This is a genomic window from Streptomyces altiplanensis, assembly GCF_053591575.1.
In genome coordinates, this window is sequence record NZ_JBSFUB010000032.1 from 31441 (window position 1) to 45724 (window position 14284).

At 74.1% G+C, this 14284-nt stretch carries 14 protein-coding genes; 10 read left to right on the plus strand and 4 right to left on the minus strand.

What is annotated here, in order from left to right; genetic code table 11:
- The first annotated feature begins 165 nt into the window (after positions 1–165).
- The 3 genes from ACWD0Y_RS16605 to ACWD0Y_RS16615 all read left to right on the plus strand — a co-directional run bounded on the left by ACWD0Y_RS16605 (position 166) and on the right by ACWD0Y_RS16615 (position 4186).
- Positions 166–1932 carry a PucR family transcriptional regulator gene (locus ACWD0Y_RS16605; RefSeq protein WP_450261062.1) on the plus strand — a complete coding sequence of 589 codons (1767 nt, stop codon included), beginning with the start codon at positions 166–168 and terminating at the stop codon, positions 1930–1932.
- Between the two features lie 273 nt (positions 1933–2205).
- The gene (locus tag ACWD0Y_RS16610) at positions 2206–2979 is read left to right on the plus strand and encodes a hypothetical protein (RefSeq protein ID WP_450261063.1); all 774 of its coding nucleotides are present in this window, start codon (positions 2206–2208) and stop codon (positions 2977–2979) included.
- Positions 2980–3142: 163 nt separating this feature from the next.
- A complete protein-coding gene (locus ACWD0Y_RS16615) occupies positions 3143–4186 on the plus strand; it encodes an NAD(P)-dependent alcohol dehydrogenase (RefSeq protein WP_450261064.1) in 1044 nt (347 codons plus the stop codon).
- 13 nt (positions 4187–4199) lie between these two features.
- Here the strand turns inward: ACWD0Y_RS16615 and ACWD0Y_RS16620 are convergent, their stop codons facing one another.
- On the minus strand, positions 4200–4934 hold the full coding sequence (locus tag ACWD0Y_RS16620) for a GntR family transcriptional regulator (protein WP_450261065.1): 735 nt from the start codon (positions 4932–4934) through the stop codon (positions 4200–4202).
- A 122-nt stretch (positions 4935–5056) separates the two neighbouring features.
- Here ACWD0Y_RS16620 and ACWD0Y_RS16625 point away from each other — a divergent pair, with 122 nt between their 5' ends.
- A complete protein-coding gene (locus ACWD0Y_RS16625; protein ID WP_450261066.1) occupies positions 5057–5938 on the plus strand; it encodes a (2Fe-2S)-binding protein in 882 nt (293 codons plus the stop codon).
- A gap of 193 nt (positions 5939–6131) precedes the next feature.
- On the plus strand, positions 6132–7184 hold the full coding sequence (locus ACWD0Y_RS16630) for a DUF2637 domain-containing protein (RefSeq protein ID WP_450261067.1): 1053 nt from the start codon (positions 6132–6134) through the stop codon (positions 7182–7184).
- A gap of 22 nt (positions 7185–7206) precedes the next feature.
- Here ACWD0Y_RS16630 and ACWD0Y_RS16635 read toward each other — a convergent pair whose 3' ends face one another.
- Positions 7207–7743 carry an ATP-binding protein gene (locus ACWD0Y_RS16635; RefSeq protein WP_450261068.1) on the minus strand — a complete coding sequence of 179 codons (537 nt, stop codon included), beginning with the start codon at positions 7741–7743 and terminating at the stop codon, positions 7207–7209.
- Positions 7744–7884: 141 nt separating this feature from the next.
- Positions 7885–9549 (minus strand): protein phosphatase 2C domain-containing protein, encoded by a 1665-nt coding sequence (locus tag ACWD0Y_RS16640; protein ID WP_450261069.1) that lies wholly within the window; start codon positions 9547–9549, stop codon positions 7885–7887.
- A 197-nt stretch (positions 9550–9746) separates the two neighbouring features.
- Here ACWD0Y_RS16640 and ACWD0Y_RS16645 point away from each other — a divergent pair, with 197 nt between their 5' ends.
- Entirely contained in the window at positions 9747–9890 is a 144-nt protein-coding gene (locus ACWD0Y_RS16645; protein WP_450261070.1) for a hypothetical protein, read from the plus strand.
- Positions 9891–9987: 97 nt separating this feature from the next.
- On the opposite strand, the gene ACWD0Y_RS16650 is transcribed toward ACWD0Y_RS16645, so the two are convergent.
- Positions 9988–10236 (minus strand): hypothetical protein, encoded by a 249-nt coding sequence (locus ACWD0Y_RS16650; protein WP_450261071.1) that lies wholly within the window; start codon positions 10234–10236, stop codon positions 9988–9990.
- A gap of 203 nt (positions 10237–10439) precedes the next feature.
- Between ACWD0Y_RS16650 and ACWD0Y_RS16655 the strand changes: the two genes are divergently transcribed.
- From ACWD0Y_RS16655 to ACWD0Y_RS16670, 4 genes are all read left to right on the plus strand, one after another.
- The gene (locus tag ACWD0Y_RS16655) at positions 10440–11423 is read left to right on the plus strand and encodes a helix-turn-helix domain-containing protein (RefSeq protein ID WP_450261072.1); all 984 of its coding nucleotides are present in this window, start codon (positions 10440–10442) and stop codon (positions 11421–11423) included.
- 74 nt (positions 11424–11497) lie between these two features.
- Positions 11498–11980 carry a DUF456 domain-containing protein gene (locus ACWD0Y_RS16660; protein ID WP_450261073.1) on the plus strand — a complete coding sequence of 161 codons (483 nt, stop codon included), beginning with the start codon at positions 11498–11500 and terminating at the stop codon, positions 11978–11980.
- A gap of 449 nt (positions 11981–12429) precedes the next feature.
- On the plus strand, positions 12430–12876 hold the full coding sequence (locus ACWD0Y_RS16665; protein ID WP_450261074.1) for a MarR family winged helix-turn-helix transcriptional regulator: 447 nt from the start codon (positions 12430–12432) through the stop codon (positions 12874–12876).
- 42 nt (positions 12877–12918) lie between these two features.
- Positions 12919–14166 (plus strand): epoxide hydrolase family protein, encoded by a 1248-nt coding sequence (locus ACWD0Y_RS16670; RefSeq protein WP_450261075.1) that lies wholly within the window; start codon positions 12919–12921, stop codon positions 14164–14166.
- Positions 14167–14284: the final 118 nt, after the last annotated feature.

A 14284-nucleotide genomic window follows, 5' to 3' on the forward strand; every position in this document is an offset into this window, starting at 1 on the left:
TGCAGTCACCGAAACCATGAAGGAGTTGGCTGGTGGCCGCTCGCGTCTTGTAGATTCGAACGAAAGGCGGGGCCCGGTGGCCCCACGGTTTTCTTCGGGAAACCACAAACCCATTGGCACACACATCCCCACTGGCAACAACGAGAGACAGATCGGCGGCGACCCATGCGGCTGCGCGCACTGCTGGAGACCGACCCGCTGGGCCTGCGGCTGCTCGGCGGCGAGGACGAGCTCGACCGCACCGTGCGCGGTGTGATGACCACGGACCTGCGGGACCCCAGCCGCTATCTGTCCGGCGGCGAGCTGGTGCTCACCGGTCTGGCGTGGCGGCGCTCCGCCGAGGACTCCGAGCCCTTCGTCCGCATCCTGGCGGGCGCCGGCGTCGTCGGCCTGGCGGCGGGCGAGGCCGAGCTCGGCGCCATCCCGAGCGATCTGGTCGAGGCGTGCGTGCGCCACCGGCTGCCGCTCTTCGCGGTCAGCGAGGCCGTCGCCTTCGCGACCATCACCGAGTACGTGGTGCGCCAGGTGTCCGGCGAGCGGGCCGGCGACCTGGCGGCCGTCGTCGACCGGCACCGCAGGCTGATGACGTCGGGCCCGGCGGGCGGCGGTCCCGAGGTGGTGCTCGACCTGCTCACGTCCGACCTGGACCTGCGCGCCTGGGTGCTCTCGCCCACCGGCCGCCAGATCGCGGGCGCCGGCGACCCGCTGCCGCCGGCCGTGGGGGCCGCGCTCGCGGGCGAGCACCTGGCCGCGAGCCGCACCGGGCGCCGGGCGCCGCACCGGGCCGCCGTGCGGGGGACGACGTACTCGCTGTTCCCGGTCAGGGGCGGCGGCCGCGGCGCCACCGCGACCGCCGCCGCTTCCCGCGACGTGCGCGAGAGCGTGCTCTCCGACTGGCTGCTGGCCGTGGAGGCGGACGCGGGCGACTGGCCCGCCGCCCGCCTCGACCTGCTCCAGGGCGTGACCCAGCTGATCGCCGTCGAACGCGACCGGCGTGACGCGGCCCGTACGGTACGGCGCCGCCTCGCCCAGGAGGTCCTGGAACTGGTCCAGGCGGGCGCGGCCCCGGCCGAGATCGCGGCACGCCTGCGGGTCGCCGCCCCGGTGCTGCTGCCGGGCCTCGGCTCGGCGCCGCACTGGCAGGTGGTCGTGGCACGGGTCGACTGGCAGGAAGGGGGGCCCGGCGGGGCGGCCGGCACCGGCGGTCCGGGCGGACCGGCCGCGGCGATCCAGGCCGGGCCCGTCGCGCAGACGCTGCTGGAGGAGATCCTGGTCGACCCGGCGGTGACGGGCTCCGACTCCTCGGACCGGATCGCGGTGGCGCACGCGGGCGACGAGGCGATCGCGCTCGTACCGCTGCCGGCGTCCGCGCCGGACGGGGACGGCGGCGCGGACAAGGACGGGGAGGGCGGCGAGGGCGCGCCCGGCTCCCGTACGGGCCTGCACGCCGACGTACTCCTCGAAGCGGTGCGCGAGCCGCTCTCGGGCGGTCTGGCCGAGGACGGGCGGCTGACACTGGGTGTCAGCGCGGCCGTGCACTCGGCGGAGGGGCTGCGCGGCGCGCTGGAGGAGGCCCGGCACGCCCGCCGGGTCGCGGCGGCGCGCCCCGGCCGGGTCTGCGCGGCGGGCCACCACGAGCTGGCGTCGCACGTGCTGCTGCTGCCGTTCGTGCCCGACGACGTGCGCAGGGCGTTCACGGCGCGGCTGCTGGATCCGCTGCGGGACTACGACCGGCGGCACCGGGCGGAACTGATCCCCACCCTCGAAGCGTTCCTCGACTGCGACGGTTCTTGGACGCGCTGTGCGGCCCGGCTGCATCTGCACGTGAACACCTTGCGCTACCGGGTGGGCCGGATCGAGCAACTGACGGGCCGTGACCTGTCGCGTCTCGAGGACAAGCTGGACTTCTTCCTCGCCCTGAGGATGAGCTAGCGCACCCGGGAGGGGGCTCCGCCCTGACCACGAGCGGGGGCAGGCGGCCGGTGCCGGCCGGTGCCGAGTTGTCCGGGTACCCCGAACGGATGAAGCCGGTGACGACCGCCGCTCCCGGCCCACCGGCCGCCCCGGCCGGCCGATTGTGAATTCGTTCACCTGACCCCTTGGCCCGGGGTGCCATTCCGTGCTGAGATTCGCCCACTACCGCACGACCGGTACTCACAGCTCGATGACGTGCTGCTCGGGGAGGGCAATGTGGCGCATACCGCCATGTCTGGTTCCGGAACGACCGCAGATGACGGAAGCCCACTCCAGACCGCGGTATGGCGGCTGCGCTCGCGCGGCTGCTGGACCGACGCCGCGGCCCTGCTCGAACCACACGCGGGCGCCGCCGCGGCCCCCGCCGCCGCGCTACAACGGGCCTCGCTGCTCGTCGAGCGCTGCCTGTTCACCACGGAGGGCTGGGCGGAGGCGGAGGACGCCCTGCGTACCGCGGAGGCGGTGGCCCGGAGCGACGACGAGCGGGGCGCGGCGGCGTGCGAACGCGGTCACCTCGCGTACGCGTCGACGGTGCTCGGCGTCCGCGACCGCGCCGACGAGGCGCGTTCCGCGCTCGGCAGGGCGGCCGCGCTGCTCACCCCCACGGCGCCGGGGCGCCCCCTGCTGGACTTCCGCCGCGGTCTGGTCGCGGAGCACCTCTCCGACTCCCCGCAGTCGGCCCGCGCCGCCTACCGTCGCGCCCACGCGGGCGCCACGGCGCACGGCGAGACGCTGCTGCTGTCGTTCACCTGGCGCCACCTGGCCGGACTGTCCCTGCGCGAGGGCGAGTTGGCGGACGCGAGGCACGGCTTCGCCGAGTCGCTGCGGATACGGGAGGAACTGGGCTACCTGGTGGGCACGGCCCCGGCCCTGGCCGCCCTGGCAGAAGCGGAACCGGAGCCCGAGGCGACACGCCTGCGGGCGGAGGCGGGCCGCCTGTTCCGGCTGCTGGACGGCGTACCGACCTGGCTGGCGGCGCAGCTCTCACCACCTGCGGCGGCGTAGCGCGGCGGGTCCCGGCCCGGTCGGCGGGCCCCGGTTCGCCCGGTCGGCGCCGGTTCGCCGGGCCGGTGAGGCCCCGGGGGCCCTCCGCTCGCGGCCCGCCGCCCGGCCTGCTGGACTGGCTGTACGACGAGGCGGAACCGGTCCAGCAGCCCGAGGAGCAGACATGAAGGCCGTCCAGTACCGCGCCATCGGCGCCGCTCCCGAGGTGGTCACCGTCCCCACGCCCGAGCCGGCCCCCGGCCAGGTGCTGCTGAAGGTCACCGCGGCGGGCGTCTGCCACTCCGACATCGCCGTGATGGGCATGCCCGCCGGCAGCCTGGGCTTCCCGCTGCCCCTCACCCTCGGCCACGAGGGCGCCGGCACCGTCGCCGCCCTCGGCGACGGTGCCGCCGGCCCGGCCGTGGGGGACCCGGTCGCCGTGTACGGCCCGTGGGGCTGCGGGACCTGCGCCAAGTGCGCCGAGGGCAAGGAGAACTACTGCCCGCGGGCGGCCCGGCTCGGCATCTTCCCGCCCGGACTCGGCGCCCCCGGCGCGATCGCCGAGTACATGATCGTCGACAGTCCGCGCCACCTGGTGCCGCTCGACGGCCTCGATCCGGTCACGTCGGTCCCGCTCACCGACGCCGGCCTGACGCCGTACCACGCGATCAAGCGCTCGCTGCCGAAGCTGGTGCCGGGCTCGACCGCCGTGGTCATCGGTACGGGCGGCCTCGGCCACGTGGCGATCCAGCTGCTGCGCGCCATGACGACGGCCCGTGTGATCGCCCTGGACGTCACCGAGGACAAGCTCTCCCTGGCCCGCACGGTCGGCGCGCACGAGACGGTGCTCTCGGACGCGAACGCGGCGGCGAAGGTCCGCGAGCTGACGGGCGGCCTGGGCGCGACGGCCGTCTTCGACTTCGTGGGCGCGGCCCCCACGCTGGCGACGGCGGGCGCGGTGGCGGGGATCGAGTCCGACGTGACGATCGTGGGCATCGGCGGCGGCACGCTCCCGGTGGGGTTCGGCAGCCTCCCGTACGAGACGTCGGTGAGCTCCCCCTACTGGGGTTCGCGCTCCGAACTGATCGAGGTCCTGGACCTGGCCCGCGCGGGCGCGGTCGACGTGCACGTGGAGACGTACGGCATCGACGAGGCCCCCCTGGCGTACGAACGCCTGCACGCCGGCGAGATCAACGGCCGGGCGGTCATCGTCCCGGAAGCGGCCTGAAAGGGTCCGTACCTCAGCGGTCCGCGCCCGCGAAGTGTTCGCGGACCAGGGACTGGACCACCGTCAGGTCCTGCGCCGCCAGGGCGTCCAGCAGGGCCAGGTGTTCCGCGGCGTCCGCCAGGAGGTCCGCCCGGCGTCCCAGGGGGTCACCCGTGAGCAGGGGCCACTGGGAGCGGCGGTGGAGGTCGTCGGCGACGGTGACCAGCTGGTGGTTTCCGGAGAGGGAGAGGATCGCGCGGTGGAAGGCGCGGTCCGATTCGGCGTACGCCGCCCGGTTGCCCGTCGCCGCCGCCGCCGTGGTGGCTTCCGCCAGGGGACGCAGCTCGCACCAGCGGCCGGCCGGGACCGTGAGGGCCAGGCGGAGCATGACCGGCACTTCGATCAGGGACCGCACTTCCGCCAGCTCGGCCAGTTCCACCGCGCTGCGGACCGTGACGCGGAAGCCGCGGTTCGGTACGACCTCCACCGCGCCCTCCAGCGCCAGCTGCTGCATCGCCTCGCGGACCGGGGTCGCCGAGACGCCGAAGCGGGCGCCGAGCGCGGGGCCCGAGTAGACCTCGCCGGGGACCAGCTCGCCGGTGACCAGGGCCGTGCGCAGGGCGTCGAGAATCTGGCCGCGGACCGAGTGGCGCCGGACGGGGCGGGGGGCCGGGGGCTCGCTGTGCGTGTGTTCGCCGCGGGCCCGCTCCGGGGCGCGGACGGCAGGTATCCGCCCGTACGCGGCCTCGCGCGGTCTGGCCTGCTCCATGTGGGTCCCTCCGGTGCGTGTCCCGTATGCACGATAAGCGGCCGGGGTGACAGTTCAAACACAGAGAAGATCGGGTAAGGTAAGGCTTACCTGCAAACGATCGCGATTCGGTGGTCCCCTGCATGACCGTTCCCACGCTTGCCCCCGACGTCACCGCTTCCCCTGTCGCGGTTTCGTACGCCCGCCTCACGGAGGTCTTCTCCGGACTGCGCGTCATCGAACTGGACGACGGCGAGCAGGTGCCCCGCGGGAACGGCTGGGTGGGCGCGGCGGAGCTGGCGGCCGGCGGCGACGCGCTCGACGCCTTCCTCGCCTGGGACAACGCGCAGGTCCTGCGCGACTACGGACAGCAGGCCCGCCCCGACGTCGTCGCGAGCTTCGGTCTGCACCGGTACGCCTGGCCCGCCTGCCTGCTGGTCACCGTGCCGTGGTTCCTGGACCGCCGGGTGCCCCGCGTGCCCGTCGAGGACGTCGCCTTCCACCGGTCCCTGGGCCGCATGACCGTACGCGTGCGGGAGTTCGCCTGTCTGCCGGGCGACCCGGCCGCCGCCCTGCCCGGCGCCCGCGTCGTACCGGACGAGGAGGCCCTGCGCGCCGAGGTGCGGGACGCCGTCGCCGAACACCTCGGGCCGGTGCTCGACGGCTTCGGGCCCCGGATGCGGCGCGGGAAGCGCGCGCTGTGGGGCATGGCGACGGACGAGATCGTGGAAGGGCTCTGGTACGTCGCGCACCTGCTCGGGGACGAGCGGCGCGCCATGCGGGAGCTGGAGGAGCTGCTGCCGGGCACGACCAAGCCGTACGCGGGCACGGCCGGCTTCCGCGAGCTGACCGGGCCGAACGGCGAAGCGCTGCCGACCCGCGACCGGGCGAGCTGCTGCCTCTTCTACACGCTGCGCCCCGAGGACACCTGCGTGACGTGCCCCCGTACGTGCGACGCCGAGCGCGTACGGAAGCTGAGCGAGGAAGCCGCGGCGACAGCGGCGTCCGCGGTCGCCACCGCCTGACGGCACGCCACCCGGACGGGTGGCATAAATCGAACGCAACTCATCGTCCCAGCACGGCGGTTCGATCGGATCGCGCCTATTCGCATGCCCGGGCCCCCCCTTGGCGTTCTCTTGCACCGAAAGCCTCTTCGGGGCACTTCGATTCCGCCAATATGGCGCCCGAAACGCCCTACCGCGATGCAAGGGACACCGCATGAGACTGACCGACATATCGCTGGACTGGCTGCTTCCGGGTGGCGTGATGCTCGCGGGGGTCCTGGCGGCGGTCGCGGTGCTCGCGCGCGGCAAGCGCGCCGGCGGCAAGGCCGCGGCCGACGACTCCTGGGAACGTACCGAGGAACGGCGCAGGCGCAAGGAGGCGGTCTACGGGATCGCTTCGTACCTGCTGCTCTTCTGCTGCGCGGCGGTCGCCGCCGCACTCTCCTTCCACGGCCTGGTCGGCTTCGGCCGGCAGAACCTCAACCTCTCCGGCGGCTGGGAGTACCTCGTCCCCTTCGGCCTCGACGGCGCCGCCATGTTCTGCTCGGTGCTCGCGGTGCGCGAGGCCAGCCACGGTGACGCGGCCCTCGGTTCGCGCCTGCTGGTGTGGACGTTCGCCGGTGCGGCCGCCTGGTTCAACTGGGTCCACGCGCCCCGGGGCCTGGGCCACGCGGGCGCCCCGCAGTTCTTCGCCGGGATGTCGCTGTCGGCCGCGGTGCTGTTCGACCGCGCACTGAAGCAGACCCGCAGGGCCGCGCTGCGCGAACAGGGCCTGGTGCCGCGCCCGCTGCCGCAGATCCGGATCGTACGGTGGCTGAGGGCACCCAGGGAGACCTTCGGCGCGTGGTCGCTGATGCTCCTGGAGGGCGTGCGCACGCTGGACGAGGCGGTCGAGGAAGTACGCGAGGACGTACGCGAGAAGGAGCAGAACCGCATCCGCCGGCGCGACCACCAGAAGCTGGAACGCGCCCAGTTGAAGGCCATCAACCGGCAGCACAGGGCCTGGCGCGGCCGTGGCGGCGGCCGGCAGGTCGAGATCCCGCCTCTCGCACCCGCTCAGGGCTCCGCACCGCCGCAAGCGGTCGCGGAGCCTGCCATAGCAGAGCCCGGACAGCTGCCGCTTCGACCAAGGCCCTCCCTTCAGGCCGTGAAAGGCGCTGAGGGCGTGACGACCGTCGACCTCACCGCCGAGGACGACACCCAGGCCCTGCCGCGGCTCGACTCCCTCGAGCGCAAGCTCAAGGACCTCGAACAGCAATTCGGCTGAACCGCGGCGGCGGGCCGGGCGGTCACGCCGGCCCGCCGCCCAGGTCGAGTTCGAACCAGACCACTTTTCCCACGCCGTGCACCCTTACGCCCCACGCGTCCGCGAGCGCCTGCACCAGGAAGAGGCCCCTGCCGTGCGTACCGTCGTCGGCGATCGGTACGTGCAGCTGCGGGTGACGGGCGGCGAGGTCCCGCACCTCGACCCGTAGCCGGGAGGCGGCGACGGTGGCCGTGACCTCCGCGTCGTGTTCCGTATGGACCAGGGCGTTGGTCACCAGCTCGGTGGTCAGGAGCTCGGCGACGTCCGTGCAGTCCCGGTCGCACCGGTCGTCCCGGTCACCCCGGTGGTCTTCGTGGTCTTCGTGGTCCTCGCGGTGCCGCAGGTGGTCCTCCCGGTGCCGCAGCAGGTCGCGCAGAGCGCGCCGTACCTCCGGAACCGCTGTGAGATCCGCATGCCGCAGTCTGCGCCGCAGATGAATGAGTGCCCCCTTTCCCTCCGCCGGTGCTTGCGACGGCCCTCGCGCGGCGGCACCGCGGCCGCCCGCCTGTTGCCCTGTCATAGCCCCCACCCGCACGCCGGATCGGCCTTTTCTCTCGAACAGGTTCACGGGATGCATGCCCCGCTCGCGCGATAGCACTCATGTCCGTTCCCTGTGCCGGCCGGGCGGTGGCAGGCACATGCCGGGGGCCGGATGACGCCGTCACGCCTCCCAGACCGCCACCGCCGTCCGGTCGTCGGCGTACCCCTTCACCCTCAGGCAGGTGTCCATGAGGTACTCGGCGAGGCCGGGAGGTTCGGCGGGTGCCCAGCGTTCGGCGAGTTCCCCGGCGAGGGCGGGCTCGCCGCGCAGGGGGCCGGCGAGGCCGTCGGTGCACAGGAGGAGGGTGTCGCCCGGGCGGGCCACCGAGGCCCGGAAGCGGAAGGGCTCGGCGGGCGGGAGCTTGCTTTCGGCGTACGGGGGCGGGGGCGTCGCAATGCCGAGGTCCAGGGTGAGGCGGTCGCCCTCGGGGGTCTCGGACGGGGCCGAGCCGAAGCCGAGGACGGGCCCGCCGGTGACGGCGGCGGGCTCGGGGGCGGAGGGCTCGATGTCCTGCCAGGCGCCGCCGCGCAGCCGGAACAGACCTCCGTCACCGATCCCGAAGAAGACCCTGGTGCGGCACCGGGGGTCGGTGGGGAGGAGGAGGCAGCGCAGGCTCGATGTGTACTCCTCGGGTTCCAGGCCGAGTTCGGACGCGCGGGCGCGCAGCTTGCCGTAGCTGCGGTCGGTGAGGCGGTGCAGGCCGGACTTGAGGTCGCCCCTGCGGGCCGCCCGTATGTCGTCGGCGAGGCGGGTGTGGCTGCGGCCGACTGCTTCACCGATCCGGCGGCAGGCATCGGCGGCGGCCAGGTGCGCGCTCTCGGTGGCGCGGGCCCCGCCGGCCACCGCGACCAGGACGAGCCCGTCCTCGCCGTGGCCGAAGCGGGCGGTGAGCAGCGCGTCGCGGCGGGGTTCGCCGCGGTAGCGGGCGGAGTCGCCGCGGACGGAGGCGGCGCGCAGGGTGTACGTGCCGTACCGGGCGCCGTCGAGCACGGTGTCCGCGACCAGGGTGTCGAGTGTGCGCGGGTCCGCGGCGGGCAGGGCGGTGGGGTCGGCGTCGTAGGTGGGCGGCCGGTCCCCGACGAAGCCGGCACGGGGGCGGCCCTGGTCTCCCCCGCTGCCGGTCCCGGCGGTCTCTGGCGGCCCTCCCGCGTACGGGGCCGCAGGCCGCGGCCCGGCCTCCGGAGACGTGGGGGGCCCGGGCCGCCGGTCGTCCGGCGGAGCGACGTTCGCGGACCGCGGCCGGTCCGGCTTCCGTGGGGCATGCGGTACCCGGGGTGCGTCGGGCGGCTCCCAGGGGGCACGCCGGCGAACCGTGGCGGGAGGCCCGGACGGGCGGGCGGGAGCGGGCGGCGCCGGTGGTGGTGGTTCCGGTACGGCTGCCGGTGGAGCGGGTGGCTGCGCCGGTTCCGGCCGCGATTCCGGCTGTCGTACCTCGGGCGGGCCCGGGGGCGGTGCCGGCAGAAGCGGCTGTTCTGCCGCCGGGGCCGGTTCGGGTTCCCGCGCCGGTGGAGCCGGCGGGAGCGGGGGGCGGTCGTCCGCCGCGGGAGCCGGCCCCGGCCTCCACGAAGGCGGCAGCTCCGGAAGGCGCGGGGCCGGGAGCGACTGCGACTGCGGCGGTGGCGCGGGCGGGGGCGGGGGCGCCACCGTGCCCGCAGCGGAGTCGAAACGGTCGTCCAGGGTGTCGCCCGTGGGCGCGGGGCCCGTGTCCGGGGCGGTCTCGTCGCCGTACAGCCGGCTCCACCACTGGTCCTCGTCGGTGGTGCGCCTCTCCCCCTGCTGGCTCATGTCCCTTATTGTCCACCGCTCGGGCCGTACGAAAACGGGGCAGCCGGAAAAAGAAGTCCGCCGGGCGTCCCCTCCCCCCACGGGAAGGACGCCCGGCGGACGGCTTCCGGCAGACGCGCGGCCAACGCACGTCGTAGGCGCGCGCCACGACCTGGGTGACGGAATTCCCCTTCGCGTCCGTCAGTTCGGTCTTCAGCGTGACCGGCTTGCCCGACGCGCCCGCGTGGTTCACGGTCGCCGTCCAACGGCCCGACCGCTCGGCCGCCTTGGCGTCGGTCCAGGTCTCACCGTCGTCGTACGAGTACGACAGCTTCACGGCGGTGAGCGCGCCGGACGTGTAGCCGGGCAAGGAGACGGTGCTCAGGGACGGGCCGGTGTTGCCCGCCGCTACGACGAACAACGTGCCTTTGCTCCGCGCGAGTTGCTCGGCGCCGACGCTCATCGGGTCGGTGCAGTCAGCGGCCCCGAGCCGTCCCTGCTCACCAGCGCCTCGTCGCCGGTGACGAGGGTGACCGTGACCGGCCTGCCGCCCTTCTCCCCCGCGGCCTTTCCCGCGGCCGCGCTGCCGGTCAGCGGTCTCTTCCCCGCCACGTCGCCCTGTGGCCGGGCCACGGACGGCGCGACCACGGTGACGGCGAGGACGGCGGCGGCCGCCGCCCCCAGTGCCGTACGCGATATCGGGCGCATCGCCCTCCTCTGGTGAATCCGGCATAAAAGCGTTGTTGCCGGAGGCTGTTGGTGCTGCGGTGGCGCCACATTGGCAGAGCGGCAGGAGATGGGGGGATGATGCGTGCGGCGGGTTTACGCCGTGGCCGCTTCCCGCCACGAGCCAGTGGGCAAGATCGGGGAGGCGGTGCGGAATCGAAGCGTCCGGGGAGGGGTGCGGAGAGGTGCTGGGAGCCATTGGTCTGGATGAGGCACAGGAGTCGACGTACCGCGCGCTCGTCGCGCTCGGCGCCGCGGAGGTCCCCGACCTCGCGCACCGGCTGACGCTTCCCGAGGCGGACACGGAGCGCGCGCTGCGCCGCCTGGAGCACCAGGGGCTCGCCGCCCAGTCGTCGGCCCGTACGGGGCGCTGGGTGGCGGCGCCGCCCGGGGTCGCGCTGGGCGCGCTGCTCACCCAGCAGCGGCACGAGCTGGAGCAGGCGGAGCTGACGGCGGCGCTGCTCGCGGAGGAGTACCGGGCGGAGGCGGCCGAGCCCGCGGTGCACGATCTGGTCGAGGTGGTGACCGGGGCCAGCGCTGTGGCGCACCGCTTCGTACAGCTCCAGCTCGGCGCGGCCGAGGAGGTGTGCGCGCTGGTGACCGGGAATCCGATCGCGATCACCGGTACGGACAACGAGGCGGAGGAGCGGGCGGCGACCCGCGGCGTGACGTACCGGGTGGTGATCGAGCGCGCGGTGCTCGCGCTGCCCACCGGGATCACCGAGGTGTCGGCGGCACTGGGGCGCGAGGAGCAGGTCCGGGTGGTGGAGGAGGTGCCGACCAAGCTGGTCGTCGCGGACCGCACCATCGCGATGGTGCCGCTGACGGGGCGCGGCGCGGAACCCGCGGCTCTGGTCGTGCACGCGAGCGGGCTGCTGGAGTCCCTGACCGGGCTCTTCGAGGCGGTGTGGCGGGAGGCCCTGCCGCTGCGGCTCGGGATGGACGGGGTGGTGTCGGAGCAGGGGCCGCCGGGCCCCGATGCCACGGATCTCCAGGTGCTGTCGCTGCTGCTCGCCGGGATGACGGACGCGAGCGTCGCCAAACAGCTGGAGCTGGGCCTGCGGACGGTGCAGCGCCGGGTGAAGGGGCTGATGGAACTGGCGGGCGTGACGACCAGACTGCAGCTCGGCTGGCATGCGTACGAACGGGGCTGGGTGGCCAGGCACTGACCGGTTGGCGGGGGCGTCCTCCCGGGCGGGCTCTCCGGCCTGCGAAGACGGCCCGGGTCCCGCACTCTGGACAGATGGGCGTGTGGCAGCTCCTTCTGGTCGGCCTCGTCATGCTGCTCGGTCTGCTGGGCGTCCTGGCGCCGGGCGTGCCGGGGCAGGCGATCGTCTGGGCGGCCGTGCTGTGGTGGGCGCTGGACGAGAAGACCGCGCTCGCCTGGGGCGTACTGATCGGCGCGACCGCGTTGCTCCTGCTCAACCAGGCGCTCAAACCCCTGCTCCCCGCCCGCCGCCGCCAGGAGTCGGGCGCTCCGCCGCGGACGCTCGTGGTGGGCGGGATCGCCGGGATCGCCGGGTTCTTCCTGCTGCCGGTGGTGGGCGGGGTCGTGGGGTTCGTCGGAGGGATCTACGGGGTGGAGCGGGCGCGGCTCGGCAGTCACGGCGGCGGCTGGGCCTCGACCCGTATGGTCATGCGCGCCGTCGGATACCCGGTGCTCGTGGAACTGTTCACGTCCCTGCTGGTGGTCGGTGCCTGGGTGGGCGCGGTGCTCTGGGGCTGAAGAGCTTCCGGCCGGAGGCCGGCCCGAGGTCCGGCCCCGGGCCCGGCCCGGAGCCCGGCCGTCCGAAGTCCTGAGCCGTTGTGCCGATGTGCCGGTGGGCGGGACACGGCAGACGTGCGGGCCGGCGCCATGACCGCACGCAGCGGTGCCGGGCGCGCACACCTACGGCGCGGCCTCCAGGCGGACCCGAAGGCCGCACTGGCGGTCGACGACATCGCGGACCTGAAGCCGTGGACGGTGCGCGGGGTGGGCATCCGGGGCGAGGCCGAGCTGCGGCCGGGCCGGGCCGCACCGGCCGGGCCGCACTGGCCGGGCCGGGCCGCACTTCGGCGAGGAGCCGATCCGGAGCCCCCCACAGAAGACCCACAGCCGGGGTCCGGGCCGGGAACCGCCCGCCCGGTCATGAATTGCATAAGCAGTTTAGATAATTCCTTGATACATTCGGGCTCATGGCAGGACACCGCAGCCCGGACTTCGACGCCGCCGAACTCAACTCGGTCGTAGAGGAGTTCACCCGCAGCAACATCCGGCTCCCGGCCCGCGACAAGCACAGTTTCACCACGCTGTCCGTCCTGCACACCCTGACCCGCGAAGGCCCCATGCGGCTGACCGCACTGACAGCGACCGAGCAGATCACCCAGCCGGCCGTCACCCAGCTCGTCACCCGCCTGGAGCGCGAGGGACTGGTGGAACGCCGTCCCGACCCGGACGACCGCCGCGCCGTTCTGGTCCGGGTGACGGACGCCGGCGCTGAGGTCATCCACGGCCGCCGCCGGGAACGGGTCCGCCGCTTCTCCCAGCTGGCAGATCGCCTCACCCCCGAGGAACGGCACGCCATCGCCGCCGCCCTTCCCGCGCTGGCCCGCATGGCCGCGCTCATGGATGACCGGCCCTGACGTCCGGCGGTGCCGCCCCTGCCGTACCGGAAGGAATCCACCGTGACAGACACGCCGCGCTTCCCGCTGGACCCGACGCCCGTCCATGTGCCCGACGCCGTACTGGACGACCTCAGGAGGCGCCTGGAACTCACCCGCCGGCCCGACGACGCCGGAAACAGCGACTGGTCCTACGGCGTCGGCCGCTCGTACCTCCAGGAACTGGCCGATTACTGGCTCCACCAGTACGACTGGCGCAAGGCCGAAGCCGCCATCAACGCCTACCAGCACTACCAGGTGCGCGTGAACGGCGTACCGGTCCACTTCATGCGCAGGCCCGGAACCGGCCCCGCCCCGGTCCCGCTCATCCTCACCCACGGCTGGCCCTGGACCTTCTGGCACTGGTCCAAGGTCGTCGACCCCCTCGCCGACCCCGCCGCCTTCGGGGGCGATCCCGCCGACGCCTTCGACGTCATCGTCCCCTCCCTGCCCGGTTTCGGCTTCTCCTCCCCGCTGCCCGACCACCCGGACATGAACTTCTGGAAGGTCGCCGACCTCTGGCACACCCTCATGACCGACACCCTCGGTCACCCTCGGTACGCCGCCGGCGGCTGCGACATCGGCGCCCTGGTCACCGGTCAGCTCGGCCACAAGTACGCGGACGAACTCCACGGCATCCACATCGGCTCCGGCCAGAAGCTCACCTTCTTCAACGGCGACCGCGCCTGGGACTTCAGCGGCGGCCGGCCCATCCCGGACGGTCTGCCCGACGACGTCCACGCCCGCGTCGTCGCCCTCGACCGCCGCTTCGCCGTCCACCTGGCCGCCCACGTCATCGCCCCCAGCACGCTCGCCCACGGCCTGAGCGACTCCCCCGTCGGCCTGCTCGCCTGGCTCCTGGAGCGGTGGGTCAACTGGAGCGACAACCACGGCGACATCGAGACCGTCTTCACCAAGGACGACCTCCTCACCCACGCCACGATCTTCTGGGCCACCAACACCATCGGCACCTCGATGCGCTACTACGCCAACGCCAACCGCTACCCCTGGACCCCCGCCCACCCCCGCACCCCCGCCGTCGAAGCCCCCACCGGCATCACCTTCGTCGGCTACGAGAACCCGCCCGGCGTCACCACCGCGCAGCGCGTCGAGCACTGGCTCGCCGGGGACCGCGCCGACTGGTACCACCACGTCAACCTCACCGCCCACGACGGAGGCGGCCACTTCATCCCCTGGGAAGCCCCCGACGCCTGGGTCGACGACCTGCGCCGGACTTTCCGCAAGGCCAGGGCAGCTGAGGACGGCGCGTGAGCGGCGTCGCCGCCGGCCGGGCGGGCGGAGCCCAGCTCCCGGGCCCGGTACGGCTCGTCCCGCCCGAGGCGTGCGTACGGGCGTAGTGGCGGCGCACCCGGTCGCGGCTGCCGCAGTC

What these genes read in the sequence shown, in the direction of transcription:
- ACWD0Y_RS16635 (WP_450261068.1), bottom strand. Translation starts at nt 7,743, where the DNA reads ATGACAGGGCAACAGGCGGGCGGCCGCGGTGCCGCCGCGCGAGGGCCG.
- ACWD0Y_RS16625 (WP_450261066.1), top strand. Translation starts at nt 5,057, where the DNA reads ATGACCGTTCCCACGCTTGCCCCCGACGTCACCGCTTCCCCTGTCGCG.
- ACWD0Y_RS16620 (WP_450261065.1), bottom strand. Translation starts at nt 4,934, where the DNA reads ATGGAGCAGGCCAGACCGCGCGAGGCCGCGTACGGGCGGATACCTGCC.
- ACWD0Y_RS16650 (WP_450261071.1), bottom strand. Translation starts at nt 10,236, where the DNA reads ATGCGCCCGATATCGCGTACGGCACTGGGGGCGGCGGCCGCCGCCGTC.
- ACWD0Y_RS16605 (WP_450261062.1), top strand. Translation starts at nt 166, where the DNA reads ATGCGGCTGCGCGCACTGCTGGAGACCGACCCGCTGGGCCTGCGGCTG.
- ACWD0Y_RS16630 (WP_450261067.1), top strand. Translation starts at nt 6,132, where the DNA reads ATGAGACTGACCGACATATCGCTGGACTGGCTGCTTCCGGGTGGCGTG.
- ACWD0Y_RS16660 (WP_450261073.1), top strand. Translation starts at nt 11,498, where the DNA reads ATGGGCGTGTGGCAGCTCCTTCTGGTCGGCCTCGTCATGCTGCTCGGT.
- ACWD0Y_RS16640 (WP_450261069.1), bottom strand. Translation starts at nt 9,549, where the DNA reads ATGAGCCAGCAGGGGGAGAGGCGCACCACCGACGAGGACCAGTGGTGG.
- ACWD0Y_RS16665 (WP_450261074.1), top strand. Translation starts at nt 12,430, where the DNA reads ATGGCAGGACACCGCAGCCCGGACTTCGACGCCGCCGAACTCAACTCG.
- ACWD0Y_RS16615 (WP_450261064.1), top strand. Translation starts at nt 3,143, where the DNA reads ATGAAGGCCGTCCAGTACCGCGCCATCGGCGCCGCTCCCGAGGTGGTC.
- ACWD0Y_RS16610 (WP_450261063.1), top strand. Translation starts at nt 2,206, where the DNA reads ATGTCTGGTTCCGGAACGACCGCAGATGACGGAAGCCCACTCCAGACC.